23 protein-coding genes are annotated in these 25,683 nt (G+C 65.5%); 10 read left to right on the top strand and 13 right to left on the bottom strand.

Annotation, left to right across the window (positions count from 1 at the left end; genetic code table 11):
* Positions 1–87 precede the first annotated feature (87 nt).
* The gene (gene chrA, locus ACVISU_RS03460; RefSeq protein ID WP_456706010.1) at positions 88–1,311 is read right to left on the bottom strand and encodes a chromate efflux transporter; all 1,224 of its coding nucleotides are present in this window, start codon (positions 1,309–1,311) and stop codon (positions 88–90) included.
* Positions 1,312–1,781: 470 nt separating this feature from the next.
* Positions 1,782–2,681 (bottom strand): LysR family transcriptional regulator, encoded by a 900-nt coding sequence (locus ACVISU_RS03455; RefSeq protein WP_456710749.1) that lies wholly within the window; start codon positions 2,679–2,681, stop codon positions 1,782–1,784.
* A gap of 111 nt (positions 2,682–2,792) precedes the next feature.
* Between ACVISU_RS03455 and ACVISU_RS03450 the strand changes: the two genes are divergently transcribed.
* Positions 2,793–3,782, top strand: coding sequence for a zinc-dependent alcohol dehydrogenase family protein (locus ACVISU_RS03450; RefSeq protein WP_456706009.1), 990 nt, complete (start codon positions 2,793–2,795; stop codon positions 3,780–3,782).
* 98 nt (positions 3,783–3,880) lie between these two features.
* Here the strand turns inward: ACVISU_RS03450 and ACVISU_RS03445 are convergent, their stop codons facing one another.
* Positions 3,881–5,353 carry a protein adenylyltransferase SelO gene (locus ACVISU_RS03445; protein WP_456706008.1) on the bottom strand — a complete coding sequence of 491 codons (1,473 nt, stop codon included), beginning with the start codon at positions 5,351–5,353 and terminating at the stop codon, positions 3,881–3,883.
* A gap of 196 nt (positions 5,354–5,549) precedes the next feature.
* On the opposite strand from ACVISU_RS03445, the gene aspS reads away from it, so the two are divergent.
* Positions 5,550–7,325, top strand: a complete 1,776-nt coding sequence (aspS, locus tag ACVISU_RS03440; protein WP_456706007.1) for an aspartate--tRNA ligase — start codon at positions 5,550–5,552, stop codon at positions 7,323–7,325.
* A gap of 120 nt (positions 7,326–7,445) precedes the next feature.
* Here the strand turns inward: aspS and ACVISU_RS03435 are convergent, their stop codons facing one another.
* A complete protein-coding gene (locus ACVISU_RS03435; protein ID WP_456706006.1) occupies positions 7,446–9,461 on the bottom strand; it encodes a hypothetical protein in 2,016 nt (671 codons plus the stop codon).
* A gap of 223 nt (positions 9,462–9,684) precedes the next feature.
* Here ACVISU_RS03435 and ACVISU_RS03430 point away from each other — a divergent pair, with 223 nt between their 5' ends.
* Together ACVISU_RS03430 and ACVISU_RS03425 are read left to right on the top strand one after the other, a co-directional pair.
* On the top strand, positions 9,685–11,994 hold the full coding sequence (locus ACVISU_RS03430) for an NADP-dependent malic enzyme (RefSeq protein WP_456706005.1): 2,310 nt from the start codon (positions 9,685–9,687) through the stop codon (positions 11,992–11,994).
* Positions 11,995–12,095: 101 nt separating this feature from the next.
* Positions 12,096–12,548 carry a DoxX family protein gene (locus ACVISU_RS03425; protein WP_050401433.1) on the top strand — a complete coding sequence of 151 codons (453 nt, stop codon included), beginning with the start codon at positions 12,096–12,098 and terminating at the stop codon, positions 12,546–12,548.
* Between the two features lie 44 nt (positions 12,549–12,592).
* Here ACVISU_RS03425 and ACVISU_RS03420 read toward each other — a convergent pair whose 3' ends face one another.
* The 5 genes from ACVISU_RS03420 to ACVISU_RS03400 form a co-directional block, all read right to left on the bottom strand.
* Entirely contained in the window at positions 12,593–13,711 is a 1,119-nt protein-coding gene (locus tag ACVISU_RS03420; RefSeq protein WP_456710748.1) for a helix-turn-helix domain-containing protein, read from the bottom strand.
* A gap of 525 nt (positions 13,712–14,236) precedes the next feature.
* Entirely contained in the window at positions 14,237–14,794 is a 558-nt protein-coding gene (locus tag ACVISU_RS03415; protein WP_456706004.1) for a dihydrofolate reductase, read from the bottom strand.
* Positions 14,795–14,814: 20 nt separating this feature from the next.
* A complete protein-coding gene (locus tag ACVISU_RS03410) occupies positions 14,815–15,813 on the bottom strand; it encodes a polysaccharide deacetylase family protein (RefSeq protein WP_456710747.1) in 999 nt (332 codons plus the stop codon).
* Between the two features lie 161 nt (positions 15,814–15,974).
* On the bottom strand, positions 15,975–16,544 hold the full coding sequence (locus tag ACVISU_RS03405; protein ID WP_050401429.1) for a glutathione peroxidase: 570 nt from the start codon (positions 16,542–16,544) through the stop codon (positions 15,975–15,977).
* Positions 16,545–16,627: 83 nt separating this feature from the next.
* A complete protein-coding gene (locus ACVISU_RS03400) occupies positions 16,628–18,358 on the bottom strand; it encodes a L,D-transpeptidase family protein (RefSeq protein ID WP_456706003.1) in 1,731 nt (576 codons plus the stop codon).
* Positions 18,359–18,645: 287 nt separating this feature from the next.
* On the opposite strand from ACVISU_RS03400, the gene ACVISU_RS03395 reads away from it, so the two are divergent.
* The 4 genes from ACVISU_RS03395 (at position 18,646) to ACVISU_RS03380 (ending at position 20,440) form a co-directional block, all read left to right on the top strand.
* Entirely contained in the window at positions 18,646–19,137 is a 492-nt protein-coding gene (locus ACVISU_RS03395; RefSeq protein ID WP_157113247.1) for a CreA family protein, read from the top strand.
* 13 nt (positions 19,138–19,150) lie between these two features.
* Entirely contained in the window at positions 19,151–19,405 is a 255-nt protein-coding gene (locus tag ACVISU_RS03390) for a hypothetical protein (protein ID WP_456706002.1), read from the top strand.
* A gap of 441 nt (positions 19,406–19,846) precedes the next feature.
* Positions 19,847–20,005, top strand: coding sequence for a hypothetical protein (locus tag ACVISU_RS03385; protein WP_456706001.1), 159 nt, complete (start codon positions 19,847–19,849; stop codon positions 20,003–20,005).
* Between the two features lie 39 nt (positions 20,006–20,044).
* Positions 20,045–20,440, top strand: a complete 396-nt coding sequence (locus ACVISU_RS03380; RefSeq protein ID WP_050401425.1) for a hypothetical protein — start codon at positions 20,045–20,047, stop codon at positions 20,438–20,440.
* A 53-nt stretch (positions 20,441–20,493) separates the two neighbouring features.
* On the opposite strand, the gene ACVISU_RS03375 is transcribed toward ACVISU_RS03380, so the two are convergent.
* The 3 genes from ACVISU_RS03375 to pdxR are packed head-to-tail and all read right to left on the bottom strand — an operon-like array spanning position 20,494 to position 22,469.
* Complete coding sequence (locus tag ACVISU_RS03375) at positions 20,494–20,739, bottom strand: DUF6719 family protein (RefSeq protein ID WP_456706000.1); 246 nt, start codon at positions 20,737–20,739, stop codon at positions 20,494–20,496.
* Positions 20,740–20,750: 11 nt separating this feature from the next.
* Complete coding sequence (locus ACVISU_RS03370) at positions 20,751–20,900, bottom strand: hypothetical protein (RefSeq protein WP_172803471.1); 150 nt, start codon at positions 20,898–20,900, stop codon at positions 20,751–20,753.
* Between the two features lie 54 nt (positions 20,901–20,954).
* Entirely contained in the window at positions 20,955–22,469 is a 1,515-nt protein-coding gene (pdxR, locus tag ACVISU_RS03365) for a MocR-like pyridoxine biosynthesis transcription factor PdxR (protein WP_456705999.1), read from the bottom strand.
* A gap of 106 nt (positions 22,470–22,575) precedes the next feature.
* Between pdxR and ACVISU_RS03360 the strand changes: the two genes are divergently transcribed.
* The gene (locus tag ACVISU_RS03360; RefSeq protein WP_430641499.1) at positions 22,576–23,268 is read left to right on the top strand and encodes a pyridoxamine 5'-phosphate oxidase family protein; all 693 of its coding nucleotides are present in this window, start codon (positions 22,576–22,578) and stop codon (positions 23,266–23,268) included.
* A 54-nt stretch (positions 23,269–23,322) separates the two neighbouring features.
* Positions 23,323–24,600 carry an ArgE/DapE family deacylase gene (locus tag ACVISU_RS03355; RefSeq protein WP_456705998.1) on the top strand — a complete coding sequence of 426 codons (1,278 nt, stop codon included), beginning with the start codon at positions 23,323–23,325 and terminating at the stop codon, positions 24,598–24,600.
* 105 nt (positions 24,601–24,705) lie between these two features.
* On the opposite strand, the gene ACVISU_RS03350 is transcribed toward ACVISU_RS03355, so the two are convergent.
* The gene (locus ACVISU_RS03350; RefSeq protein ID WP_456710746.1) at positions 24,706–25,494 is read right to left on the bottom strand and encodes a cobalamin-binding protein; all 789 of its coding nucleotides are present in this window, start codon (positions 25,492–25,494) and stop codon (positions 24,706–24,708) included.
* Positions 25,495–25,683: the final 189 nt, after the last annotated feature.

Raw genomic sequence — 25,683 nt, 5'->3', positions numbered from 1 at the left:
TTTGGGTACGCTCGGCATGCGCCGTCAATCATGGCGGCGAGGCATGAAAGCGTTCTTAATCGTGCTGGCGAGGGCCGGTGCAGCCGTTCACGATTGGAGGAGGCCAGCGGCGATGCCGGCGGCCGCGCTGAGCACGACCACCACGAGCGGCGGGGCGCGCCATGCCGTGAGCAGGACGAAGCCCGCCAGCGCGATGCCGAAATCAAGCGGACGCTGCACGCTGCTGGTCCAGACCGGATTGTAGAGCGCAGCGCCGAGGATGCCGACCACGGCGGCGTTGACCCCACGCATCATCGCCTGTGCGGTAGGCAGTTTGCGGAAGCCATCCCAGAACGGCAGGGCCGCGAGCAGGACGAGGATTCCGGGGATGAAGATGCCGATCAGGCCGACGATCGCGCCCGGCACGCCGCCGATCACGGCGCCAAGATAGGCGGCGAAGGTGAACAGCGGGCCCGGCACGGCCTGCGCGGCGCCGTAGCCGGTCAGGAACGTGTCGTCGCCGATCCAGCCCGGCGTCACCACGGCCTCGCGGAGCAGCGGCAGCACGACATGGCCGCCGCCGAACACCAGCGCGCCCGAGCGATAGAAAGCCTCGAACAGGCCCAGGGAGGGCCATGCTCGGGCGAGCAGCGGCAACATGACCAGCAGGACAAGGAACAAGATCAGTGCCACAACGCCAACGCGGCGCGACACCGGCATCGCGATATGGGTGACGCCGTTGGTCGGTTGCGCCCGGCACAGCCAAAGCCCGGCGACGGCGCCGAGTACGATGGCGCCGATCTGCGCGATCGATGATGAACTGGCGAGGATGAGGAGTGCCGCGACCGTCGCGATCGACGCGCGTTCGCGGTCCGGGCAGAGCGAGCGCGCCATGCCCCAGACCGCCTGGGCGACGATCGCGACCGCCACCAGCTTGAGGCCGTGCACCAGGCCTGTGCCGGCCGGACCGCTCAATCCGCCGGCGCCGGAGGCAAACAGCACCAGCGCGATCGCGGACGGCAGCGTGAAGCCGGTCCAGGCCGCCAGCGCGCCCAGATATCCGGCTCGCATCAGGCCGAGCGAAAAGCCGACCTGGCTGCTGGCGGGGCCGGGCAGGAACTGGCAGAGCGCGACCAGGTCCGCATAGGCCTGCTCGTCGAGCCAGCGCCGGCGGATGACGAACTCGTCGCGGAAGTAGCCGATATGGGCGATCGGGCCGCCGAAGCAGCTGACGCCGAGCTTGAGGAAAATGAGCAGCACCTCCAGCGGCGAATGTGCTGAGCTCGGGGTGGAGGCCGGCGTGGCAGGCTTCCGGACGTCGGTGTCGTTCAAGCGTCAATTCCCTGACTTGCGTCCCGTGTCAGGACTCATCAGGGCGATCATATCGTCATTCGATGACGCGTGAGCGCGATATTGTCCGGCCATCGCGAAACAAGTGCTGAGGGCGAGGGACTTAAGCTGCTCGGCTCACTCGTAGCGCATGTTCTTCGACGGCCGCCGCGCCGCAGGCATCGCCAGCACGACGAGACACAGCGCGATCATTGCCAATCCCATGAATTCGAATGCAAATGCGTCCACGCGCCATTCTCCCCCATTAGAAACAATTAGACTTGTTGGGGGAGCGTTGACGCGCTGTTAAGCCTTATGGTTACCGCCGCGAGGCTCCCGGCATGGTGGAAGGTGAGTTAACGCTCACAACAGGCGTCATGCGTGCTGCGTAGCGGATTCCGTCCGTCCGCGTGTGAGATCGATGGTTTGCGCCGCGCTCTACCCATCCTACGGGACCAGCGCGGCGCGAAGCGCTACGCGACGAGCTTCGGCAGCGCGGCTGCGAGCGCGTCCACCGCCAGCCGGACTTTGGGCGGCAATCGCGGTGTCGGCAGCCACACCGCGTGGCAATCGTATGGCAGTTCGCCTTCGCTGCCGAGAACGCGAACCAGCGCGCCGTCGTCGAGGCGTTCGCGCACCAGCCAGGAGGGCAGCCAAGCGAGCCCCATGCCGCGCGCCGCCGCGTCGGCGATGGCTTCGAGATCGTCGAGCCTGAGCCGTCCGGCCGGCCAAACCTCGCGCGGTGGCTGGCCGTCGCGCGGGAACAGCCACGGGCGTGCGCGTCCGAGGCGGCGATAGACGATCGCCTGATGCTGGCCGAGCTCGTCGAGCCCGCGCGGCCTGCCGTGCGCCTTCAGATACGCGCGCGAGCCGCACACCACCATGCGCTGACGGGCGAGGCGCCGGGTGATCACGCCGGATTGCGTGTCGAGATCGCCGGTCCTGATCGCAAGGTCGTAGCCGCCCTCCATCAGATCGGCAACCGGATCGCCGAACGAGAGATCGAGCTCCAGCGCGGGATACTTCTGTGCCAGCTTGAGCAGCAGCGGCGCGACGCAGCGTCGGCCGAGCAGCGCCGGCATCGTCACCTTGAGCCGTCCGCGCGGTTCGGAGAGTTGATCGGCTGCGAGCGCGTCAGCGGCATCAGCTTCGGCGAGCACCGCGCGGCAACGCTCGTAATAGGCTTGCCCGAACTCGGTCAGACTCTGACGCCGCGTGGTGCGATGGATCAGGCGGACGCCGAGCCGCTCCTCGAGGAAGCGGACATGCTTGCCGACCATCGGGCCCGACATCTCGAGTGCCTCGGCAGCGGCCGCGAACGAGCCGAGATCGACCGCCCTGAGAAACACGGCCATGCTGGTCAGGCGGTCCATCATTCGAAACTCTTGGTTTTGACTGTTCCGTCTGCGCGATGGTTTATCCCCGGAATTGGCCTTGGCATAGCTCATTCAATTGAACTGTTTTGCAATTCAGGAGTGTTGCCGATGGCGCGTGTGGTTCGTTTTCATCAAACCGGTGGTCCCGAGGTGCTGCGCATCGAGGACGTTACGATCGCGCCGCCCGCGCGTGGCGAGGTCCAAATCCGCATCAAGGCGCTCGGACTCAACCGCGCCGAGGCCCTGATGCGGCGGGGGAGCTACATCGAGACGCCGACATTGCCGTCCGGCCTCGGCCTCGAGGCCGCCGGCATCGTCGAAGCGATCGGCGAGGGCGTTGGCGGTTTTGCGGCGGGCGATGCCGTCAGCATCGTGCCGCCGATCTCGATGGCGCGGTGGCCGGCCTATGGCGAGCTCGCGACATTTCCGGCCGAACTGGTCGCCAAGCATCCGCCGGCGCTCGGTTTTCAGGAGGCTGCAGCGGTGTGGATGCAGTATCTCACGGCTTACGGCGCCCTGATCGATACTGCGAAGCTCGCCCGTGCGGAGTTCGTCGTCATCACGGCGGCATCGAGCAGCGTCGGGCTCGCCGCGATCCAGATCGCCAACCGCATCGGTGCAATCCCGATCGCGGTGACGCGGACCTCCGCCAAGGTGCAAGCGCTGCGCGAGGCCGGTGCAGCGCATGTGATCGCCTCCACTGAGGAAGACCTGCAATCAAAGCTGGAGCAGATCGCAGGGCCGAACGGCGTTCGCGTGGTGCTCGATCCGGTCGGCGGCCCCGTCTTCATGCCGCTGACATCGGCGATGGCGCATGGCGGTATCCTGATCGAGTATGGCGGGCTCAGCGAGGAGCCGACGCCGTTTCCGCTGTTCACCGTGCTGAGCAAGAGCCTGATCCTCCGCGGCTACCGCGTTCACGAGATCGTGCAGGATCCCGCGCGGCTCGCCGCGGCGAAAGCGTTCGTTCTCGATGGGCTTGCCGACGGCTCATTGAAGCCGATCATCGCGCGGACATTTCCGTTCGAGGAGATCGTCGAGGCGCACCGCTATCTGGAGTCGAGCGCGCAGTTCGGCAAGATCGTGGTGACCGTGTGACAGTAGGATGGATGGAGCGAAGCGAACCCGATCATCGGCGGTTCCGCCGGCGCGATAGATGGGTTTCGCTGCGCTCCACCCACCTGCAAATCTTCGGCTCACGTCCCGCAGAACGTCTGCGTCACCATCTGCTCGGGCAGCGGCGGGTCGGCGTAGGCCGCGAATTGCGGCTGGTCTTCGAACGGCTTTGCCAGCACCGTCAGCAGCTCCTCGAACGGGGTATAGTCGTCGCTGTTGACGGCGGCCGCAATCACCGCCTCGATCCGATGATTGCGCGGGATGAACGCCGGGTTGACGGCAGCCATCGCGGCCTTGCGCTCGGCCGGCGTCTGCTGTTCCAGCGCGAGACGAGCCCGCCACCGGACGGCCCATTCGTCGAACGCTGCGGGATCGGTGAATTGTGCACGGACGTCGGCGGCGTCGTCGGACGCGGCTGCGCCGAGATGGCGGAACGTCAAGGTGAAGTCGGCCGCATTCTTCGCCATCGCATCGAGCAGGTCCTGGATCAGCGCCTCGTCGCCGTCGCGCGCGGTGAACAGGCCGACCTTGGCGCGCAGCCCGGCCTGATAGGCCGCGGTGAATTTTTCCGGGAATTCGCCGAGGATCGTCTGCGCCTGCTCGATCGCCTTCTCCTGCTCGGCATCGAACAGGGGCAGCAGGCACTCGGCGAGCCGGGTCAGATTCCATAAGCCAATGCGCGGCTGGTTGGCATAGGCGTAGCGGCCCATCTCGTCGATCGAGGAGAACACCTGCGCCGGATTGTAGGCGTCGAGGAAGGCGCATGGGCCGTAGTCGATGGTCTCGCCCGAGATCGACGTGTTGTCGGTGTTCATCACGCCGTGGATGAAGCCGATCAGCAGCCAGCGCGCGACCAGCGCGGCCTGCCGCGCGACCACGCCGGCGAGCAGCGCGTGATAGGGCTGGGCCGCGTCCTTCAGCTCGGGATAGTGCCTGGCGATGACATGGTCAGCCAGCGCGCGCACGCCGTCGGTGTCGCCGCGCGCGGCGAAGAACTGGAAGGTGCCGACGCGGATGTGGCTCGAGGCGACCCGGGTCAGGACTGCACCCGGTAGCGCGGTCTCGCGCATCACCGGCTCGCCGGTGACGACCGCGGCGAGCGAGCGCGTGGTCGGGATGCCCAGCGCGAACATCGCCTCGCTGACGATGTATTCGCGCAGCACCGGGCCGAGCGCGGCGCGGCCGTCGCCACGGCGCGAGAACGGGGTCGGGCCCGATCCCTTGAGCTGGATGTCGCGGCGGACGCCGTCCTTGTCGACAACCTCGCCGAGCAGGATGGCGCGGCCGTCGCCGAGCTGGGGCACGAAGTGCCCGAACTGGTGGCCGGCATAGGCCATGGCGATCGGGTCGGCGCCTTCAGGCAGCCGCTTGCCGGCAAGGATTTCGGCGCCCTCGGCCGTCGACAGCAGGTCCGGATCCAACCCGAGCTGGACCGCGAGCGGCCGGTTCAGCTTGATCAGCCGGGGGGCGGCGACCGGGGTCGGCGCGACGCGGGCGAAAAAGTTCGCCGGCAGCGCCGAATAGGTGTTCTGGAACGGGAAATGGATGGTCATATCGGGAAGATAGGCCTGCGGGGCGAATAGGCAAACGATTGGCGCCGGGCCGCCGCAAAATGTGCGGTTTCGGGGCAAAAGCGGGCGTTCCATTGGTTGCCGCACCCGGCCTCGTCGGGTAAACCCTCCGCAACTTCGGACAGGGCATTTTGGCCCTGTCGCGATTCGACCCTCCGACATCAGTTTTGGAACGAATATGCATCGCTACCGGTCACACACATGCGGCGCGCTCCGTGAGAGCGATATCGACCAGACGGCCAGGCTGTCAGGCTGGGTCCACCGGGTCCGCGACCATGGCGGCGTGCTGTTCGTCGATCTGCGCGACCATTACGGCATCACCCAGTGCGTGGCCGATCCAGACTCGCCGGCGTTCGCCGAAGTCGAGAAGTTCCGCTCGGAGTGGGTGGTGCGGATCGACGGCAAGGTGCGCCGCCGTCCCGCCGGCACCGACAATCCGGAATTGCCGACCGGCCTGATCGAAATCTACATCAAGGAGATCGAGGTGCTTGGCCCGGCGGCCGAGCTGCCGCTGCCGGTGTTCGGCGAGCAGGAATATCCTGAGGACATCCGGCTCAAGTACCGCTTCCTCGACCTTCGTCGCGAGAAGCTGCACCAGAACATCATGACCCGCGGCGCGGTGGTCGATTCCATGCGCAAGCGGATGAAGGAGCAGGGCTTCTTCGAATTCCAGACCCCGATCCTGACGGCGTCGTCGCCGGAGGGCGCGCGCGACTTCCTGGTGCCGTCGCGCATCCATCCCGGCAAGTTCTACGCGCTGCCGCAGGCGCCGCAGCAGTACAAGCAACTGCTGATGATGTCGGGCTTCGACCGCTATTTCCAGATCGCGCCGTGCTTCCGCGACGAGGACCCGCGCGCCGACCGCCTGCCGGGTGAGTTCTATCAGCTCGACGTCGAGATGAGTTTTGTGACTCAGGACGACGTGTTCGCGGCGATGGAGCCGGTCATCACCGGCGTCTTTGAAGATTTTGCCAAGGGCAAGCCGGTGACGAAGAACTGGCCGCGGATTCCGTTCGCGGAAGCCGTGCGCAAATACGGCTCCGACAAGCCCGATCTGCGCAACAAGATCGTGATGCAGGAGGTTTCCGAGCACTTCCGCGGCTCCGGCTTCAAGGTGTTCGCGCGGATGCTGGAAGACCCGAAGAACCAGGTCTGGGCGATCCCCGGCACCGGTGGCGGCAGCCGCGCGTTCTGCGACCGCATGAACTCCTGGGCGCAGGGCGAGGGCCAGCCCGGTCTCGGCTACATCATGTGGCGCGAGGGCGGCGAGGGCGCCGGTCCGCTCGCGAACAACATCGGAGCAGAGCGCACGGCCGCGATCCGCGACCAGCTCGGTCTCAAGGAAGGCGATGCGGCCTTCTTCGTCGCCGGCGATCCCGAGAAATTCTGGAAGTTCGCGGGCCTTGCACGGACAAAACTCGGCGAGGAGCTGAACCTGATCGACAAGGACCGGTTCGAGCTCGCCTGGATCGTCGACTTCCCGATGTACGAGTATGACGAGGAGAACAAGAAGGTCGACTTCTCGCACAACCCGTTCTCGATGCCGCAGGGCGGCCTCGACGCGCTGAAGACGCAGGACCCGCTGACGATCAAGGCGTTCCAGTACGACATCGCCTGCAACGGCTACGAGATCGCCTCCGGCGGCATCCGCAACCACAAGCCGGAAGCGATGGTGAAGGCGTTCGAGATCGCGGGCTATGGCGAGCAGGAGGTCATCGACCGCTTCGGTGGCATGTACCGTGCGTTCCAGTACGGCGCCCCGCCGCATGGCGGCATGGCGGCCGGTCTCGACCGCATCGTGATGCTGCTCTGCGGCACCAACAATCTGCGCGAGATCTCGCTGTTCCCGATGAACCAGCAGGCCATGGACCTCTTGATGGGCGCGCCGTCGGAAGCGACGCCCAAGCAGCTCAAGGAGCTGCACATCCGCACCAATCTGCCGGCGAAGGGATAGGTTGGGAGGAGAGGTGCGTAGCCCGGATGGAGCGGAGCGAAATCCGGGGCGGCCTCTCCGATGGAGATACTGCCCCGGATTGCGCTCCGCTTCATCCGGGCTACGGAAGGGGAAGTGTGATCACAACCCCGTCGAGGCCTCGATCTTGAATTGCGCCAGCGCCAATGGCGGATCGGTCTTGAGCAATTGCATCAGCTGAAGCGCCGGCGCCTTTGCGCGTGGCGTCAGCTTGATCACCAGCGTCTGCCCCGGCGTCTCGATGAACTGGCTGATGGCGGTGACGAGCGCCGTGACATCGGCACTGCCTCCGCTCATCGCTTCGCCCTGCGCCTTGATGCCGTCGAGGACGGCATTGCGCGCCTCGTCGCGGCTGACATTCTGGGAGCGTGCATACTGGGCGATGGCAAGGTCGATGGCGCCGAGGTCGTGGACCGCGAGCTCGATCGCGCCGGCCTCGATCTGTGCGGCCGCGCCCATCGCTTCCGCGGCGTTGGCCGAGAATGCCTCGCGCGGCACGTTGGCGAGCGCGACCTTCGCCGACGCATTCAACAGTCCGGCCATGTCGAGCTTGACCGGCTCGAGCGCGAACGAGCGGGACGCCTCGGTCCAGACCGCGCCGAGATCGGCATCGACGGCCATCCGGTCGATTCCGGCGGCGGCGAGCACCTGTTGCTGCGGATCGGCCACATCCAGCGGCGCCGCCATCTTCGCGACCAGCCGAAGCTTGCTCGGGATCGATCCGACGAACTGACCCCAGTCGAGACTGAGGACGTCGATGTTGACGGGCTTGCCGGTCGCCTTGTAGGGCGACGTGACGCCCTTGACTTCGACGCCCTCGATCAGCGGCAACAGCGCGAGCGCCTGTTCAGGCGACGGCTTCTGCGCGGCGAACTGCGCCGACAGCCGCATGAGGCTTGCGAGGTCGAGCGATTTCAGCGCGAAGCGTCCGACCTTGAGAGGGCCGTTCGGCGCACGCGCATCGAGCCCTTCGATCGCAAGCTCGCCGATCTTGCCGTGCTCGAGATTGAAGCGCACCGAGGACAGCTTGAATGGGCCCTCCGGGGTTTCAACCGAAAGACCGCGGATTTCGGCATTGCCGATTCCTGCGCCCGAATAGAGGCGCGCCACCTTTTCCAGCACCTCGCGCGCCTGTGCCGGACTTGGCGGTGCGCTGCCCTGCGGCGGGATCATCGCCAACAGCGCCGGCAGTTGCATCCGCGACGGGTTGATCTTGACGTCGTCGACGGTGACGCCCTCGATCCGCATGTTCAGGCCAGGCATGGCAGCGACGCCATCAGCTTTGGCCGATATGACATAGGGACCGACCGAAACATGGCCCTGAACCCGATAGTCCCGGTCGTCGTTGGCCTTGGCCGGATCAAACATCGCCGCCATCGCAGCGACGTCGATGTCGGTCGTGGCGATATTGGCGAGCTCGCCGGTCATCCTGACCGGCTTGCCCGCCTGCGGCTGCGTATTGATCCTGAACGCAACCTTGTCGGTCTTGCTGGACGCGATCTTTCCGTCCTTCAGATTTTCGATCACAAGGCCCGAATAGTCGAACGTGCCGCCGGCGCCGTCGCCCGCGTGTGCCGCGGCGCTGAAGGTCATCGTTCCGCTCAATGTGGGGATGGTCACCAACGAGGCGTTGATGCTCGCGACCTGGGCGAATGCAAACCGGTACAGCTCGATGAGCGACGATGAGGCCGGCAGCTGCGGCAGGGAGGCGGGACCGGAATAGTCCTTCACCGTGATCTGCGGCGCCTTGTAGGTCAGGATGGCGATGGTCGCCGTCGGTCCCGTCGCGCCGATCTCGACGTCATTGAATGCGATATTGTCGGCGGAGATCCGGCCCGCGTCGAGTTGACCGAGGCCCGTCATGGTGAGGCTGGCAATCCTGACGTTGATCGGGGGCTGCGTCCCCGACTCGGTGGCAATGTCCGAAATCGTCAGGGTGCGGCTCCTGGTGTCGAACGCGATCTTGCCGTGGCTCGCCTTGGCGCCGTTGGCGCGGACCTGCTCGAAGGCGGCCTCGACGTCGCGGGTGACCCGGCGCTGGGCATAGAAGTCGAGACCGAAATAGCCGCCGGCCGCGAGGACTGCGACGGCGACCAGGCCGAGCAGAATTTTCTTCATTCGGTCAACTCCGGATCATCGAGGAAAAAAAATTGCCAATCGGCGGTCGGAAGGTGCAGCATCGATGAACGGGCCCGCCCGGGCCTGTTGACGAGGACAGTATCCGATGTTGCATCCAAGCGGCGGGACATGCTTCACATCCGGCTCGATTTACCGGACAACTGACTTTTGCCTGGATTAGCACAGAAACAAGAAATTTGGGCCGGAAACGCGGGGAGCACGCATGTCGTCATCGTCTGAAGAACTCCACAACGCCGCGCTCGCCTATCACCGGCTGCCGCGACCGGGCAAGCTCGAGATCCAGGCGATCAAGCCGCTTGCCAACCAGCGCGACCTGGCGCTGGCCTATTCGCCGGGCGTCGCCGCCGCCTGCACCGAGATCGCCAATAATCCGGCCGAGGCGGCGACGCTGACCACCCGCGCCAATCTGGTGGCGGTGGTCTCGAACGGCACGGCCGTGCTCGGGCTCGGCAATATCGGCCCGCTGGCCTCCAAGCCCGTCATGGAAGGCAAGGCGGTGCTGTTCAAGAAATTCGCCGGCATCGACGTATTCGACATCGAGATCAACGCCGACACGATCGAGCGCGTGGTGGAGACCGTCGCGGCACTGGAGCCGACCTTCGGCGGCATCAATCTGGAGGACATCCGCGGGCCGGAGTGCTTCGAGATCGAGACCCAGCTCAAGGAGCGGATGAAGATCCCGGTGTTCCACGACGACCAGCATGGCACCGCCATCATCGTCGCGGCCGCGATCGTCAACGGGCTGCTGCTGAACGGCAAGCAACTGTCCGACGTGAAGATCGTCTGCTCCGGCGCTGGCGCGGCCGCGATCGCGACGCTCAATCTCCTGGTTTCGATGGGGGCGCAGCGCAAGAACATCTTCGTCTGCGACATCGACGGTGTGGTCTATGAGGGCCGCAACACCACGATGGACCGCTGGAAGGCGGTCTATACCCAGAAGACCGATGCGCGCGTGCTGGCCGACGTCGTTCCGGGGGCGGACATCTTCATCGGGCTGTCGGCGCCGGGCGTGCTGAAGGCTGAAATGGTCAAGCAGATGGCCGACAAGCCGCTGGTGATGGCGCTTGCCAATCCGGTGCCGGAGATCATGCCGGAAGAGGCGCGCGCGGCGCGTCCCGACGCGATGATCTGCACCGGCCGGTCGGACTATCCGAACCAGGTCAACAACGTGCTGTGCTTTCCCTTCATCTTCCGTGGTGCGCTCGATGTCGGCGCCACCGCGATCAACGAGGCGATGAAGCATGCCGCGGTCGATGCGATCGCGCAGCTCGCGCGCGATCCGCCGTCGGATGCGGTGGCCCATGGTTTCGAGAGTGGCGAGACGCAGGGCTTCGGTCCGGGGTCATTGATCCCGAGCCCGTTCGATCCGCGCCTGATCCTGCGCATCGCACCGGCCGTCGCCAGGGCCGCGATCGAGTCCGGCGTCGCGACCCGGCCGATCGCCAACTTCGACGAATATGCCGCCAGCCTCGAACGATTCGCGTTCCGCTCCGGCCTCACCATGAAGCCGGTGTTTGCCAAGGCGAAGACCCAGCCGGTCCGCGTGATCTACGCCGAAGGCGAGGACGAGCGCGTGCTGCGCGCGACTCAGGTGGTGCTCGAGGAAAAGCTGGCGCGGCCGATCCTGGTCGGCCGCCCGTCGGTGGTCGAAACCAGGATCAAGCGCTTCGGCCTGTCGATCAAGGCCGGCCGCGATTTCGACCTGATCAATCCCGAGGACGATCCGCGCTACCGCTCCTACGTGCAGTCCTATATCGACGTCGCCGGCCGTCGCGGCGTGACGCCCGAGGCCGCGCGAACGGTGGTCCGCACCAACAACACGGTGATCGCGGCGCTGGCGGTCTCGCGCGGCGAAGCCGACGCGATGCTGTGCGGCGTCGAAGGCCGCTATATGAGCCATCTGCGCCATGTCCGCGAGATCATCGGCTTCCTGCCGGGGGTCAGCGACTATGCCGCGCTGGCGCTGATGATCACCTCCACCGGCGCCCATTTCCTCGCCGACACCCAGGTGCGGCCGAACCCGAGTGCGGAGGAACTCGCCGAAGTGGCGTCGCTCGCGGCGATCCATGTCCAGCGCTTCGCCTTCAAGCCGAAGGTCGCCTTCGTGTCACATTCCGACTTCGGCAGCTATGATACGGAGTCCTCGCGCAAGATGCGGCGGGCCACCCAGCTGTTGAAGGACAAGCATCCGGAGCTCGAGGCCGACGGCGAAATGCAGGGCGACACCGCGCTGTCGGCGGTTGCGCGCAAGCTCGTCCTGCCGCAATCGCGGCTGGAAGGCGAGGCCAACATCCTGATCATGCCGAACCTCGACGCCGCCAACATCGCCTATCAGATGATCAAGTCGCTGGCCAACGCGTTGCCGGTGGGGCCGATCCTGATCGGTCCGGCGCGCCCGGCGCACATCCTCACGCCCGGCGTCACGGCGCGCGGTATCCTCAACATGACCGCGGTTGCCGCGGTCGAGGCCCAGGAGCGCGCCGGTCGCGCGCAGCCGACGCTGTTCGGGTGAACCAGCGACGTCGGACGGATTCGATTTGATCGAAGCAGGCGGGGCGGCCATACTCGCCCCGCCTGCTTCGTCCGATTTCTGCCATCCAGTGAGGCCGACCCATGCCAGCGTTCATCACCTTCGGACGGATTCTGTTCGCCGTGCTGTTCCTCTATTCGGGGGCGAGCAAGCTGTTCGGCATCCAGGCAACGGCGGATCTGCTCACGGCCAAGGTGACGATCCCCGCCATCGTCGCGCCCTATACGCAGCAGATCGAGACCTTCGTCGGGATGCCGTTCATGCAGCTGCTGGCGATCACGATCGGTGGCTTCGAGATCATCGCGGGGCTGATGATCGCGGTGAACGTGCTGGCAAGGTTCTTCGCGATCCTGCTGATCATCTTCGTATGCTTCACAACCTTCTATTTCCATGATTTCTGGAATCAGCCGGCGCCCGACAACGCCAAGACCCTGATCGACGCGCTGAAGAACCTGTCGCTGATCGGCGCGCTGTTCATCATCGCCGGCTACGGCCGCGGCCCACGCCGCGACGACCCGGCGTATGGGGACGTGTAGCGCGCCGGAGCACCGGTCAGGCAGGCCGGGAGAGCGGTCGGCAATCAGTCCGCGATGCGGGGCGGGGCGATTTCCCGCATCCACCTCGAGATCGTCGCGCTGTCGGCATCGGCCGCTGATCGGTCGATGCGGGTGCCGAGCAACGCGGCCGCACGCGCTGCGCGGGGCGTGATGCCGTAGGCGGTCTTGAACGAGCGGGTGAAATGCGCGTCGGTGCCGAGGTGCCAGCGCCTTGCGACTTCGCTGATCCTCAGGTTGCGTCCGTCCGACCCCGCAAGGTCGAAAAGTGCCCGATGCAAACGTCGGCTGCGGATGTATTCGGCGATGCCTCCCACCGGCGCGAACAGCCGGTAGAGCGAGGCCCGGGACAGGCCGAAATGGACCGCGAGCGACGCGACCGAGAGCTGTTCGTCACCGAGCTTCGCCTCGATATGTTGCCTGACCCGCATCAGCGATGCATTCGCGGTGACGCCACGGTCGGCATCGCCCCGCTCGAGCTGGCCCCTGAGGCAAGCTGAGAGCAGCGAGATCGTGCCTTCGACCACCGATGGGTATTCCTCGAATGTCATGCGCGGCGCGAACTCGAACAAGGCCGTGAGATGCCCGGCCAGCAGGCGTCCGACTGCGCTGCTCGCCGGTAGCACGAGGCCGTGCAGGGCATCGACCTGCACGATGTGGGCCGCGAACATCGGCCGCGGCACGACGAGGGTCACGTTCTCGAAAGCGGTCGCTCTGGTCTCCAGCGTCTGGGCGAGGTCGAACGCACAGATGTCGCCGGCGCGCACGCGGACCGGCATTACGCCGGCAACGCCGTCGAAGCCGCCCTTCAGATAGAGCTGCAGGATGATGTGATCGACACCGGACCGCGCCACCGTCGCGGCGGTGCGCAGGAAGCGCTGGCCGCTGGCGCGACTGAACCCTATCAGCAGGGGTCCCATCCCATAGGAACAGAGATCCGCCGAGAATGGTGCAGGTTCGCCGCGCGCCAGTTCGTCGACGTCGAACAGCGTGGCGACTGCTTCCTGCCAGGCTGCGATGTTTTCATCCGGACCCATCCGTGCGGCGGCAAAACCGAAGGTCGGTAGCAGGGACGACACGGAGGCAGCATCGCCGGCTGCTTCGGCCGTTGGCCGCTCGCCGGTCGTGGTGGGGTCGTCGGTCATTGTGGCAGGAGCCCAGTCTTCTCGGGAATTCGATTTCGCATCCGGCTCGGGGGATAGGCCGCAGGTCGTGCCATTCCCTTGATGAATCGTCTCTGAAGACCCGGGTATAGGTCGCCGCTGTCGGAACGGAAAGTCGCCGGCGGGCCGTTTGGCGCGACCCTCGTCATGTTCCATCAAGATCATGGCCGCGCGGCAGGGGCGATCGCTCGTCCGTCGCGATACCCCAGTTTGCGTTTTTGTCTCAGTCTATTGATCTGGCGTTTCGCGAGCATCAGCCTGTATTGACGATATTCATCCCATGCCGGTTATAGCTCGGCGCGCGTCGGACACCGACGCAGGCCTGCGCTCTGGTTTCCTCGAGAGACGGAACAAGCCGCTGGTTTGGGACCGCCGTCGGGGCCGATTGCTGGCTCTTGGCATATTGTGCGAGCCGGCTTTTCGCTGGCCGGCGGCGGTACCAGTTTCAGGCAATTGACGGGTTTCGGTCGATTGACGTGGCGAGAGCGACGAGGGTCGTGCCCTCCGTTAATCCGCGCGCCGCCACGGCGTCACGCTGACATCGTGCTCCGCATCGATCAGCTGCGGCGTGCCGGCGTGAAGGCCGTGCGCCGCTAGCACCTGCTGCGGGGTGCGGGCAGGGACGCCGGGAAAGCACGGCTCGCCGTCAGGGATACGCACCTTCGGCGCGACCGAGAGCCAGAATGTGTCGTAGCGGTCCATGAACATGCCGAACACGGCGGGACCGCCGATGATCGCGACCATGCCCGAGCTCACGCCGGCCTCGCGGCTCGCGGTCTCGAACGGGCAGCCGGCGGGATTCCACAGCAGCGCCTTCGGATTGTCGGGGTCGGGTGCGATCGCCGCGACCTTGCCGGTCAGGATCAGGCGGCGCCGTTTCGGCGCGTTCGGCTGCTCTTCCTGGGAGTGGCGGCCATGCACGACGAGATCGGCACGGTCGAGGGCGGCGGTGAAGAACCGCTTGTCGCCCTCGATCTTGAGGTCGTCGGGCATCACATTCCGCGGGTTCGCCAGTCGGCCATCGGCGGAGACGATGACGAAGCCCTCGATACGCAACCCAGACACTGGAAATATCGCCGGCGCGCTTACTGATCGACTGTCGTCACGACGCTGTTCACCGGCCGCGAGCTCACGGTCGGCAGCTTGACGTCCTTGGCGAGCTCCTGCTCGTATTGCGGCAACACGGTCGCCGGGAATTTGGCGCGCATCGCCACCACCTTGTAGCCGCCGGCCTTGAGCTGCGTCAGCAGCGTCGGCAGGGCTTCCGCGGTGTGCTTCTGGAAGTCGTGCATCAGGATGATGCCCTTGCCGAGCTTGGCGAGCTTCTTCATCACGGTGTCGATCACCTGTTGCGGGTTCTTCGACTTGAAGTCGAAGGAGTCGAGGTCGCAGGAGAAGATCGCGATGTTGCGGTTGCCGAGATAGGTGACCATCTCCGGCGGGTGCTGCAGGGCCGGGAAGCGGAAGAACGGCGAGGGTGACGTCTCGAGCGCCCACTTGACCGCAGCCAGGCCGCGCTCGATCTCGTCCTTCTTCTGGTCCTCGGTCAGCTTCTTGCTGTTCAGATTCTCGTGCGACCAGGTGTGCGAGCCGACGGTGTGGCCGGCGGCATAGACCTGGCGCAGGATCTCGGGGTGATAGGTGGCGTGCTTGCCGATCGGGAAGAAGATGCCCGTGGTGCATTCATCCGCGAGCGCCTTCAACACCGCCGGCGTGTTGCCCGGCCACGGACCGTCGTCGAAGGTCAGCACCACTTCGTGATCGCGCAGGAAGTCGAGCTGCTTGAAATGCTCGAAGCCGAAGCCGGGACCGCCTGTCGTGTCGATCTCGACCGTGCGCGCGACGCCGAGCGCGTTCGGATTGTTGCAGGCAGCGCGCGCCGGCTGCGGCGCTTGCTTCGGCGGCACTTGAGCGGCCGCTGCGGCGGGCGCAGGCGCTGCTGCAGCAGGGGCCGGGGCTGCGGCCGCTGGTGCTGCCGCCGGCGCCGCGGCGGCGCCCTTGGTAGGTGGCGTCTGCGACCAAGCTGCGCTCGAGGCGAGCAACGATACGGTCCCTGCGAAAATCAGACCTGCCGCAATGCGCATGGCGTGTTCCCTGCTGATCGCGCTCCAGATCGCGGTATTGCCGCAACCGGACCGCTTCACCCCCAACTCATCGTACCCTAGTCGCAGTGGCGACGCCAAGGCAATGAACGTGGCGGGGGGTGTCCGAAATCCCAGTTAATTCCGTGGATTACCCTAGCCCCTCAGGCCGCGGCCAATGCCCGTGCGATCCCGGTCTTGATACGGGTGTCGTCCGGCGTCACCGACTCAGGGAAGACCTCGGCGATATAGCCGTCGCGCCCGATCAGGTATTTGTGGAAATTCCAGCGTGGTACGTCCCTGGGCCGAGCCTCCGCCGCCCAGCGGTAGAATGGATGTGCGTTCGCGCCCTTGACCACGGCTTTCGCCGCGATCGGGAAGGTGACGCCGTATTGATGCTGCGCGGTCTCGGCGATCTCGGTCGGGCCGCCGGGCTCCTGGCCGCCGAAATCATTGGACGGCACGCCGATGATGACAAAGCCGCGGTCGCGGAATTCGGTCCACAATTGCTGCAGGCCGGCATATTGCGGCGTGAAGCCACAGAGCGAGGCCGTGTTGACGATCATCAAGGGATGGCCGGCATAGTCGGCAAGCCGAATGTCGCCGCCGGCGAGCGCCGGAAATGAGAAGGCGTAGGCTGTGATCCGGCTCATCGCGGGTTGCTCCGCATGCAGCGCACGGGATCCTGCAGCCGCGGCGAACGCCGCCACGATCAGTGTCCTGCGGTCCATCATGGTCTCGTCCCCGGAACAGATGCTCCCAGGGATCATAATCCAGAGTGGAGGCGTAGGCCTTCAAGAAGGCGTTATGTCCGGGTCTAGCGCAGCGGCAGAATGAAGTCGGTGCCTTCGCCGGTCTCGCCCTGGTTCACGCCGAGGTCGGAGACGATGATCGATCCGCCGGTGCCGAGCGCTTCGTTGATCCGCGCCATCACGTCGGCCGGGATCGAGATGCGATCGAGCGCCTCGGCCGGGGTGTCGGTCGCCGGCTGCGGCTTCGCCTCGACCGGGGCTGCGGCCGCCACCTTGCGGCGATGCGAGGCGCGCTCCTCGACGTCGATGCGGGCGGCGCTGCGGGTCGGCAGCGTCACCACCGACCAGCGCAGCAGGTTCGCATCGGTCTTGTCGGCTTCCGCGGTGAACACATGCGTGCCGAGCGGCCGGTCGCTTGCCGCGATCGTCACCGGCACCTCGAACAGCGGCGCGAAGTTCTGCCGCACGTAGAGCCTGGAATCCTTGCGGCTGATGAACACCGCGATCTGGCCGGCGCGCTTCGACACGTCGATCCTGGCGACGCCCGGCAGCCGCGCCGGATCCTTGGCCACATCCTTGTTGACGTCGGCTGTGTCGGCCGCGGTTGCCGCCTCAGATGGCCTGGCAGCGGCCTTGGCGGTATCCGTCGTCTTGGCTGCATCCGACTTCGATGTATCCGTTCCGGGCGCGTCGGCAACGCCGGGCTTGGCGGCGTCTGCCTTCGGCTCGTCGGCCTTGGCTTCGGCCTTCACTGGGTCCCTTGCGGAAACCTCGGACTTCGCCGTGTCGGTGCTGCCGGTGACTTCGCCGACGGTCTTGTCGTCGCCAGCGGCGGAATTGGCCTCGGCCGGCTTGTCGGCTGCGGCAGTCTCGGTCGCGCTCGCCTCGGACTTGTCAGCCGCGATCTTCTGCGCAATGGCGTCGCGCGCGGAGGAGGACGCATCGGACATCGTCGCCGACGCGCTTGCCGCCGGCATCGCGCTGCTAGCGTCGGCGGTGTGGGTGTTGTCGCGCAGTGATGCGGCAGCATGGCCGACGCTGCTGCGCAGGTCGAGGTCGGTCTGCGGCTTGTCCGCGCCCTTGTCGCTCTTCACGCCGAGCGGCGCATCCATCTTCAGGATGTCCTCGGCAACCGGCTGCTGTGGCGCGACCTTCTGCGTCACCAGCAGCGGATGCGAGAAATTCTCCGGCGAGATCGTGCCCGGCGTGACGAATACGCGGGCGCCCATCCGCGTCCAGTTGTACATCTTGACCGCAAACGACATCGGCATGCGGATGCAGCCATGCGATGCCGGATAGCCGGGCAGCACGCCGGCGTGCATGGCGATGCCCGACCAGGTGATGCGTTGCATGTACGGCATCGGCGCGCCGCTATAGATGTTGGACTGATGGTACTTCTGCTTCTGGATGACGCTGAAGACACCCATCGGGGTCGAATGCCCCTTCATGCCGGTCGATACCGGACTCTCGGCGTAGAGGCCGTTGGCGTCGTAGATGCTGACCCGCTGCTGGTCGATCGAGACCGAGATGATCAGGGGGCCTTGCGGCTTGCGGCCAGCCTCCTTCTCGATCGCCGGACTTTTCTTGGCTGTATTACGCTTCGGCTTCGGCCGGGGCTGCTGCGGCAGCATCGGCTCGACCTCGCCGTAATAGGCGGAGTCACGGTTCCAGTAGAACAAGGCTGCATCGGCCTGAGAGGAAGCGGCCACAGTGCCGGCCGCCGTCAGAATTGCAAACTGCCAGAACCGCCCATTCGCAGAATCAAAAATCGAAATCCGACGTCCGCTTGCGCGCATATTCCGAATCCCAGTCCAAGCTATCTGTTGGTTGTCGCAGACGCCGAACACGTTCACCAGCGCAAGCGATCTAACCCTTCCGTGAGGGGCGGATTTTCGACGAAAGAGTAGCAAAAAAGCCTCACAGGAGGTTAAAGCGCCCGGTCCGTTCACCGAACTGTCAGCGCCTTCCTGTGCGGCGTTTGCGCACTACATAGGCGGGAACCACCCGGCCGGAGACCTCGATGAGAAATGTGAGCTTGTGTGACGTGCGGCTGTTGCCTCGATTGGGCGGCGCGGTGCTGCTGATGTTGCTGGCTTTGGGGCAGCCAGTTCCCGCGGCCGCGGCCGACGAGCCGGACCTGATCTTTCGCCGCTCGACGGTGTTCAAATGGGTGAGCCCCAACGACAAGCTTGCGACCTATGGCGTCGACGACCCCGAGGTCGAGGGCGTCGCCTGTCACTTCACGGTGCCGGAGAAGGGCGGCTTCAAGGGTTGGCTCGGCCTTGCCGAGGAAGTCTCTGACATCTCGCTGGCTTGCCGCCAGATCGGGCCGATCCGCTTCAAGAGCAAGCTTGGCCAGGGCGACGACATGTTCAGCAAGCGGCGGTCGCTGTTCTTCAAGAAGATGCAGATCGTGCGGGGCTGCGACGCCAAGCGCAACGTGCTGGTCTACATGGTCTATTCCGACAAGCTGATCGAGGGCTCCCCGAAGAACTCGACGTCGTCGGTCCCGATCATGCCTTGGGGCGCGGCCGACAGCACCGCCGTGCAGAAGTGCGGCGAGTTCATTCAGTAGCTGGAGCAGGGACTTGGCCCTGTTGGCTGAAGCGGCGGGCGAGCTAGCGCTTGGTTTGCCCGAACTGCTTCGCACCGATGCTGAGGCCTGGCTTGACCTTCGAGTCGCGGCAACCGACCAGGCGGACCAGCTTTTGCTGCGCGCACTCATTGTCGCCCATCACATAAGCGCCTTGCTGCGGCATCGCGGCCGTCATCTGCTGCTGCTGGCCGGATTTGCTCGCCGCGGATTCATTGCCAACACCGATGTTGCCATTTCCCACGACTGACATCCTTCGTTGGATCGGATCACAACAACCGTTGGATCGGGAATCACCACAACGCGCCACCACGAAGATGGTTGCACGACGCCCAGATGAGTCGGCCGAACCGCCGACCGGTTCACGTCCCCTTGCTGGGCCGCTTCCTGTCTAAGCAGAGGAAAGTTAAGAAAACGCGGTAGGACGCTCGATTTGCACGCATAATCGAACCCTCCACTGCCCGGCAGGTTGAACGCTCGAAATCTTGAGCAGGCTGGCTGCAGTGTCGCGGCTACTGAAAACATTGGGGTTTTCCGGCGAATGTTTCGTGGGCTGCCCGCCGACGAAACAATTGTCCCGGCGACGAAACCATTTTCTGCTTGTTCCGCAGAACTCCGGAAACGGCAGATCGTTATCAAACCGTCAACACAACGGCGCCGGGCGCCGAACCGGAATGACGGAGACTGTCAGATGCGGACCATGAGCCTGATCCTCGCCTTCGCTTTCGTGATGGTGGGTTCGTCGATGGCTGGTGCCCCGGACAGCGGTTTGCCCGGTATCGGGACCTTCTCCTATAACGGCTCGCCGGTGGTCGCCTCGGCCCCGATGGTGATGGCGCAGGTCAACTGAGCGCGACGTAAAAAGCAGAACTGCCGGTAAAAGCTCCCCATGTCGCTCCGTATCTGTTCCGCCGCGCTCCTGGCATCGCTCGCTCTGGCCGGTTCCGCGCAGGCCCAATCCCAACTTCCACTCGAGTCGATGCAGATCCGCTCGCTCTACCGGGTGCCAGAACCGCGCGATGAATTCGTGCGCCAGTGCGCGCCGCATATGCTCGGGCGCTGGGCGCATCCCGAAGCCGTGTGCGGCTGCTTGCACGACCATGCTGCTGCGACCGTGGACGATCCCGATCTGCGCCAGGCGCTGCTGCGCGGCATCAGCGAAACCGGCGTGCCGACCATCGAGACCGATTGGGTGCCGCCCTCCAAGCAGGCCGAGATCGGCCCGACCTTCACCAAGATCGCCAAGCCGACGCTGCAATGCATGTTCGAGCCGATCTCGAACTGAGCAACGTGACAAGGCGCAGTGATGCAGCAAGCGCCTCGCGACAGCGAGGCGCTTTACCTTTTGGCGAGCCGCGGCACGCAGCTGCTGGTGCGCACGACGCCGTTCTCACTCAGTCTGGAACCAACGATCTGCTTGATCTGTCCGGCCGGGCACGACCCGTCATCGACCAGGACGCGCTGGCCGACCCGGAGATCGACGATGTCGGCCTCGCGCATAACGGCCTGCTGGGCGGAGGCGGAGTGAGCCATCGCACCGATGGCGACGGTGCCGATCAGCGCGACCAATCCGAAGCGCGGCATCCGAGCCTCCTTCACTTGCTCTGGATCTTGAGCCCGTCGGGGCCGACATTGATCTGCAGGCCTTCCGGCTGCTTCTTCGCCTGGTAAAGATTGTAGCCGAGCATGCCCGCGATCACGACCAGCGCGCCGATCACGAGATACAGGACGTTGCGATTGGGCATCCGGTATCTCCTTAGGCGGACACTGACTCGACGACTCAACGCGGGCGACCTTAGTCAGGTGGTTGCGATTCTCCTAGAGCGCCGCGGCGCGGCGGATGCCTTGACGGATATCTTGCGCGTCGCGCGCAGCGCAGTCAGCGTTGTCCTTGCCAGTTGTTCCGCCGAAGAGACAAGTTGCGGAACCGGGTGACCGGAGAATCCCAGCACGAAGCCGGGCAGGGGCCGCGCGCGGTGATAAGTCTCGGCGAGCAGCCAGCCGCCGACGCCGGCACTGGCCTTGGCCTGCGCGGCAACCAGCGGATCGGTTGCGGGATCGAGCCGCGCCACGAGATGCAGGCCTTGCGACGGCACCGGAACCGTGAGTTCGCCCTCGGATGCACGGGTGAGTGTCGACGCCAGCACGTCACGTGCCTCGCGATAGAGCTTTCGCGATTTCCGCAGGTTCGCGGCGAAGGCGCCGGAGTTCAGCATGTCCGCGACCGCGCCTTCCATCAAGGTGCCGGGAAAGCGATCGAGCGCGGCGCGCGCCGCAGTCACTGGACCGATCAAGGCTTCGGGCAGGGCGCAGTATCCGATCCGCAATCCCGGAAACAGCGTCTTCGCAAACGTGCCCATGTAGATTACGCGGCGCAGATGATCGATGCCGGCGAGCGACAGCAGCGGCGCGCCGTCATAGCGGAACTCGCTGTCGTAATCGTCTTCGAACACGAAGGCGCCGGCATCTCGTGCCCAGTCGAGCAGTTCGAGCCGGCGCGGCATCGACATCTGCACGCCGAGCGGAAATTGGTGCGACGGCGTGACATAGGCGGCGCGCGCGGCGGAAGCGGATGCGCGTCCCTTGTCGGTGCGCATGCCGGAGCCATCGACCGGCACCGACACCGGGCGATAGCCGCAATGCTCGATCGCGCGCCGCGCCGCCGGATAGCCGGGGTCTTCGCACCAGACCTGGTCGCCGGGCTTGAGGATGGCGCCGAGCACGATGCGCAGCGCATGCAGCGTGCCCGACGCCAGCATGATCTGGTCGGGATCGCAGCGCAGCCCGCGCGCCGACAGCAAATGGTCCGAGATCGCGGCCCGCAATTCGCTGCTGCCGCGGGGATCGCCATAGTGCAGATGCTCGGCGCCGAAGGCGCGCAGCCTCCGGCCGGCAAAGGCGCGGAAGCGCTGCAGCGCGCGGTCGTCGATATGGGTGCAGCCGAGCGAGAGCGCATTGTGCTGCGGCGGCTCGATCTCGATCCTCGCACGCCGCGGCGCGCTGGCCTGGGCCGGAATGCGCGCGGCGACGAAGGTGCCGGAGCCCGTGGTCGCCACCGCAAAGCCGTCGGCGATCAGCCGCTCATAGGCCGTGGTGACCGCGTTGCGGCGGAAGCCGGTCTGCTTGGCCAGCGCGCGCGACGGCGGCAGCGGCTCACCCGGCTTGACGAGGCCGCCGACGATCGTGTGGCACAGCGCCTGGTAGAGCCGCTGCTGCGAGGCCGCGCCCTGCGTGATGTGCGGGCCGGTGAGGTCGAGCGGCAGCTCCGCCTTGCGCGCTGCGGGCTTGCGGGAATTGGTCGGAATTTTTCGCATGGAATTGGCACTATCGCAGACCAAATGGGCCGCTACAACTCTGGACAGATTCCAGATTTCGAAAGGCACTGCCGTGACCGAAGGCGCGTCCAATCCGTCCTACCCCATGTCGTCCCGCAACCGGGTCAAGCGCCGCCATGACCGCGGCTTCTACGATCATGCCACCGTGCACAGGATCCTGGACGCCTCGATGCTGTGCCACGTCTCCTACGTGATCGACGGCCAGCCCTATTGCACGCCGACCTTCTTCTGGCGCGAGGGCACCAGGCTCTATTGGCACGGCTCCAGCGCGAGCCGGATGCTGGAGAACCAGTCGGAAGGCCAGCGTGTGTGCCTGACGGTCGCGCATCTCGACAGCCTGGTGCTGGCGCGCTGCGGCTTCAATCATTCGGCCGACTACCGCGCGGTGATGGCGTTCGGCTCGGCCTATCTCGTCACCGATCCCGAGGAGAAGGAGCGCGCGATTGTCGCGATGGTCGACCGCTTCTTTCCGGAGCGCACGGCGAGCCTGCGCGCCAGCAGCAAGCAGGAGATCAAGGCAACGTCGTTCATCGCGATGGAGATCGAGGAGGCCTCGGCAAAGGTACGCGCCAAGGGCGTCGCCGACGACGATGAGGATTACGAGTTGCCGATCTATGCCGAGCGCATTCCGGTGCGCACCGTGCTCGGCGCGCCGGAGCCGTGTCCGCGGCTGCTCGACGGCGTGACGCGGCCTGCGACGCTCGATGGCTATTCGGAAGGCCGTCTGCTCGAAGATGCATTGCGAGATGCCTATTTTGCGCAATACCCGGAGGGATAAATCGGGTTACGGTGCGGCTCCCGCCTTTTCTGATGTCCCCCATGGAGCTGCCGCATGACTGCCGAGACTCAACAACGAATCCTTGATGCCGTTGACCAGGGATTCGATGCGCAGCTTGCGACCACGCAGGCCTTCGTCGCGATCCCCTCGACCCGCGGCGCCGAGGGGCCGTGCCAGGACATGATCGGCGATCTCCTGCGCGAGCGCGGCTATGAGGTCGACGACTGGCACATCAATCTCGACGAGCTGAAGGACCTGCGCGGCTTCGGCCCGATCGAGCATGATTTCTCGAAGGCGCGCACGGTGGTCGGCACCTACCGCCCGGCGACCAATGCCGGCAAATCGCTGATCCTGCAGGGCCACTGCGACGTGGTGCCGACCGGGCCGCTCGAGATGTGGGAGACGCCGCCGTTCTCGCCTGTGATCAAGGAAGGCAGGATGTACGGCCGCGGTGCCTGCGACATGAAGTCCGGCACCATCGCCGCGCTCTATGCGCTGGATGCGATCAAGAAGGCCGGCCTGAAGCCGATGGCGCGGATTCACTTCCAGTCCGTGATCGAGGAGGAGAGCACCGGGGTCGGCGCGCTCTCGACCTTGCAGCGCGGCTATCGCGCCGATGCCTGCTTCATCCCGGAGCCGACGGGCGGCAAGATGATCCGCTCGCAGGTCGGCGTGATCTGGTTCCGCCTGAAGGTGCGCGGCTTCCCGGTGCATGTGTTCGAGGCCGGTGCGGGCTCGAACGCGATCATGGCGGCGTATCACCTGGTGCACGCGCTGGAGAAGCTCGAGATCGCCTGGAACGAGCGCGCCAAGGCCGACCGCCATTTCAAGGACGTCAATCATCCGATCAACTTCAATCCCGGCATCATCAAGGGCGGCGACTGGGCCTCCAGCGTGCCGGCCTGGTGCGATGTCGACTGCCGCATCGCGGTGCTGCCGGGCTGGTCTATCGCCGAGTGTCAGAAGGAGATTTTGGCCTACGTGTCGGCCGCGGCACGCGATCACCGTTTCCTCTCCAACAATCCGCCGCAGGTTGAATGGTCGGGCTTCCTGTCGGAAGGCTATGAACTGGTGAACTCCGAGGCGCCGGAAGCCGCTTTCGCCAAGGCGCATCAGGCGGTCTATGGCGGCGCGGTGGAAGATCGCGCCTTCACGGCGTTGACCGACACGCGCTTCTACGGCCTGAATTACGACATCCCGAGCCTCTGCTTCGGCGCCAGCGGCGCGGCGATGCACGGCTTCAACGAGTATGTCGAGCTGGACTCGCTGCGGAAGGCGACCAAGGCCATGGCGCTGTTCGTCGCGGAATGGTGCGGGGTGGAGAAGGCGTAGGCGGTCTCTCTGTCATTGCGAGGAGCGAAGCGACGAAGCAATCCATGTCTCGCCACGTGGTGACGTGGATTGCTTCGCTTCGCTCGCAATGACGCCGGTAAGCGTTTAAGCGGGCTCCGCCCACAACGCCTTCACGATCGCATCGAGCCCATCGGTCAACGCGGCAGGGCCGGGCTGCAGGATGATCGGCGATTTGATCTCGATAATGCGATTATCGCGCACGGCCGGAATCTCGCTCCATCCCTTACGCGCGCGGATGCGGCCGGGCACGACCTTCTTGCCGCACCAGGATGCCAGGATCACGTCGGGCATCGCCGTGCGTACGGCATCAGGCGTGACGATGCGGTCCTTGGCCGCCTTCTGGGAACGCAGATGTGGCAACACGTCTTCGCCGCCGGCGATCTCGATCAGTTCGGACACCCAGCCGATGCCGCTGATCAGCGGATCATCCCACTCTTCGAAATAGACTTTTGGCCGCGGAGCCGGACGCGGCGTTGCTGCGATTGCGGCGAGCCGTTGCTTGAGGCTTTGTGCCAACTGCCCGGCGCGATCGGCGGCGGCGACCATCGCGCCCAACGTGCGGATCATCGCAAGGATGCCGGCTACGTCGCGCTGATTGAAGACATGGACCGCGACACCGGCCCGCACGAGGTCGGCGACGATGTCGGCCTGGAGATCGGAGAAGGCGAGTACCAGGTCGGGGTCGAGCGCCAGGATCTTCGGGATGTCGGCGGAGATGAAGGCCGAGACCCGCGGCTTTTCGCGACGGACCTGCGGTGGCCGCACCGCGTAGCCGGAGACGCCAGCGATGCGGTCCTGCTCACCGAGCAGATAAAGCGTCTCGACCGTCTCTTCGGTCAGGCAGACGATCCGGCGGGGAGGGAAGTCACGCATCGCGGACGGTAGGCAGACTCGCCAAGGATTGTCACGGAATGTCACGACGGCCATGACGTCATTCGCACCATTACCTCGCACGTCATTGCCGGGCTTGACCCCGCAATCCATCATGCAGAGCAAGCTTCCCACGAAGAACGATGATGCGCGGGTCAAGCCCGCGTATGACGCCAGAAACCGGAGGAACCT

This window comes from Bradyrhizobium sp. USDA 4452, assembly GCF_054063575.1.
The sequence above is the reverse complement of the archived record's forward strand: the minus strand, read 5'-3'. Positions and strand labels throughout refer to the sequence as shown.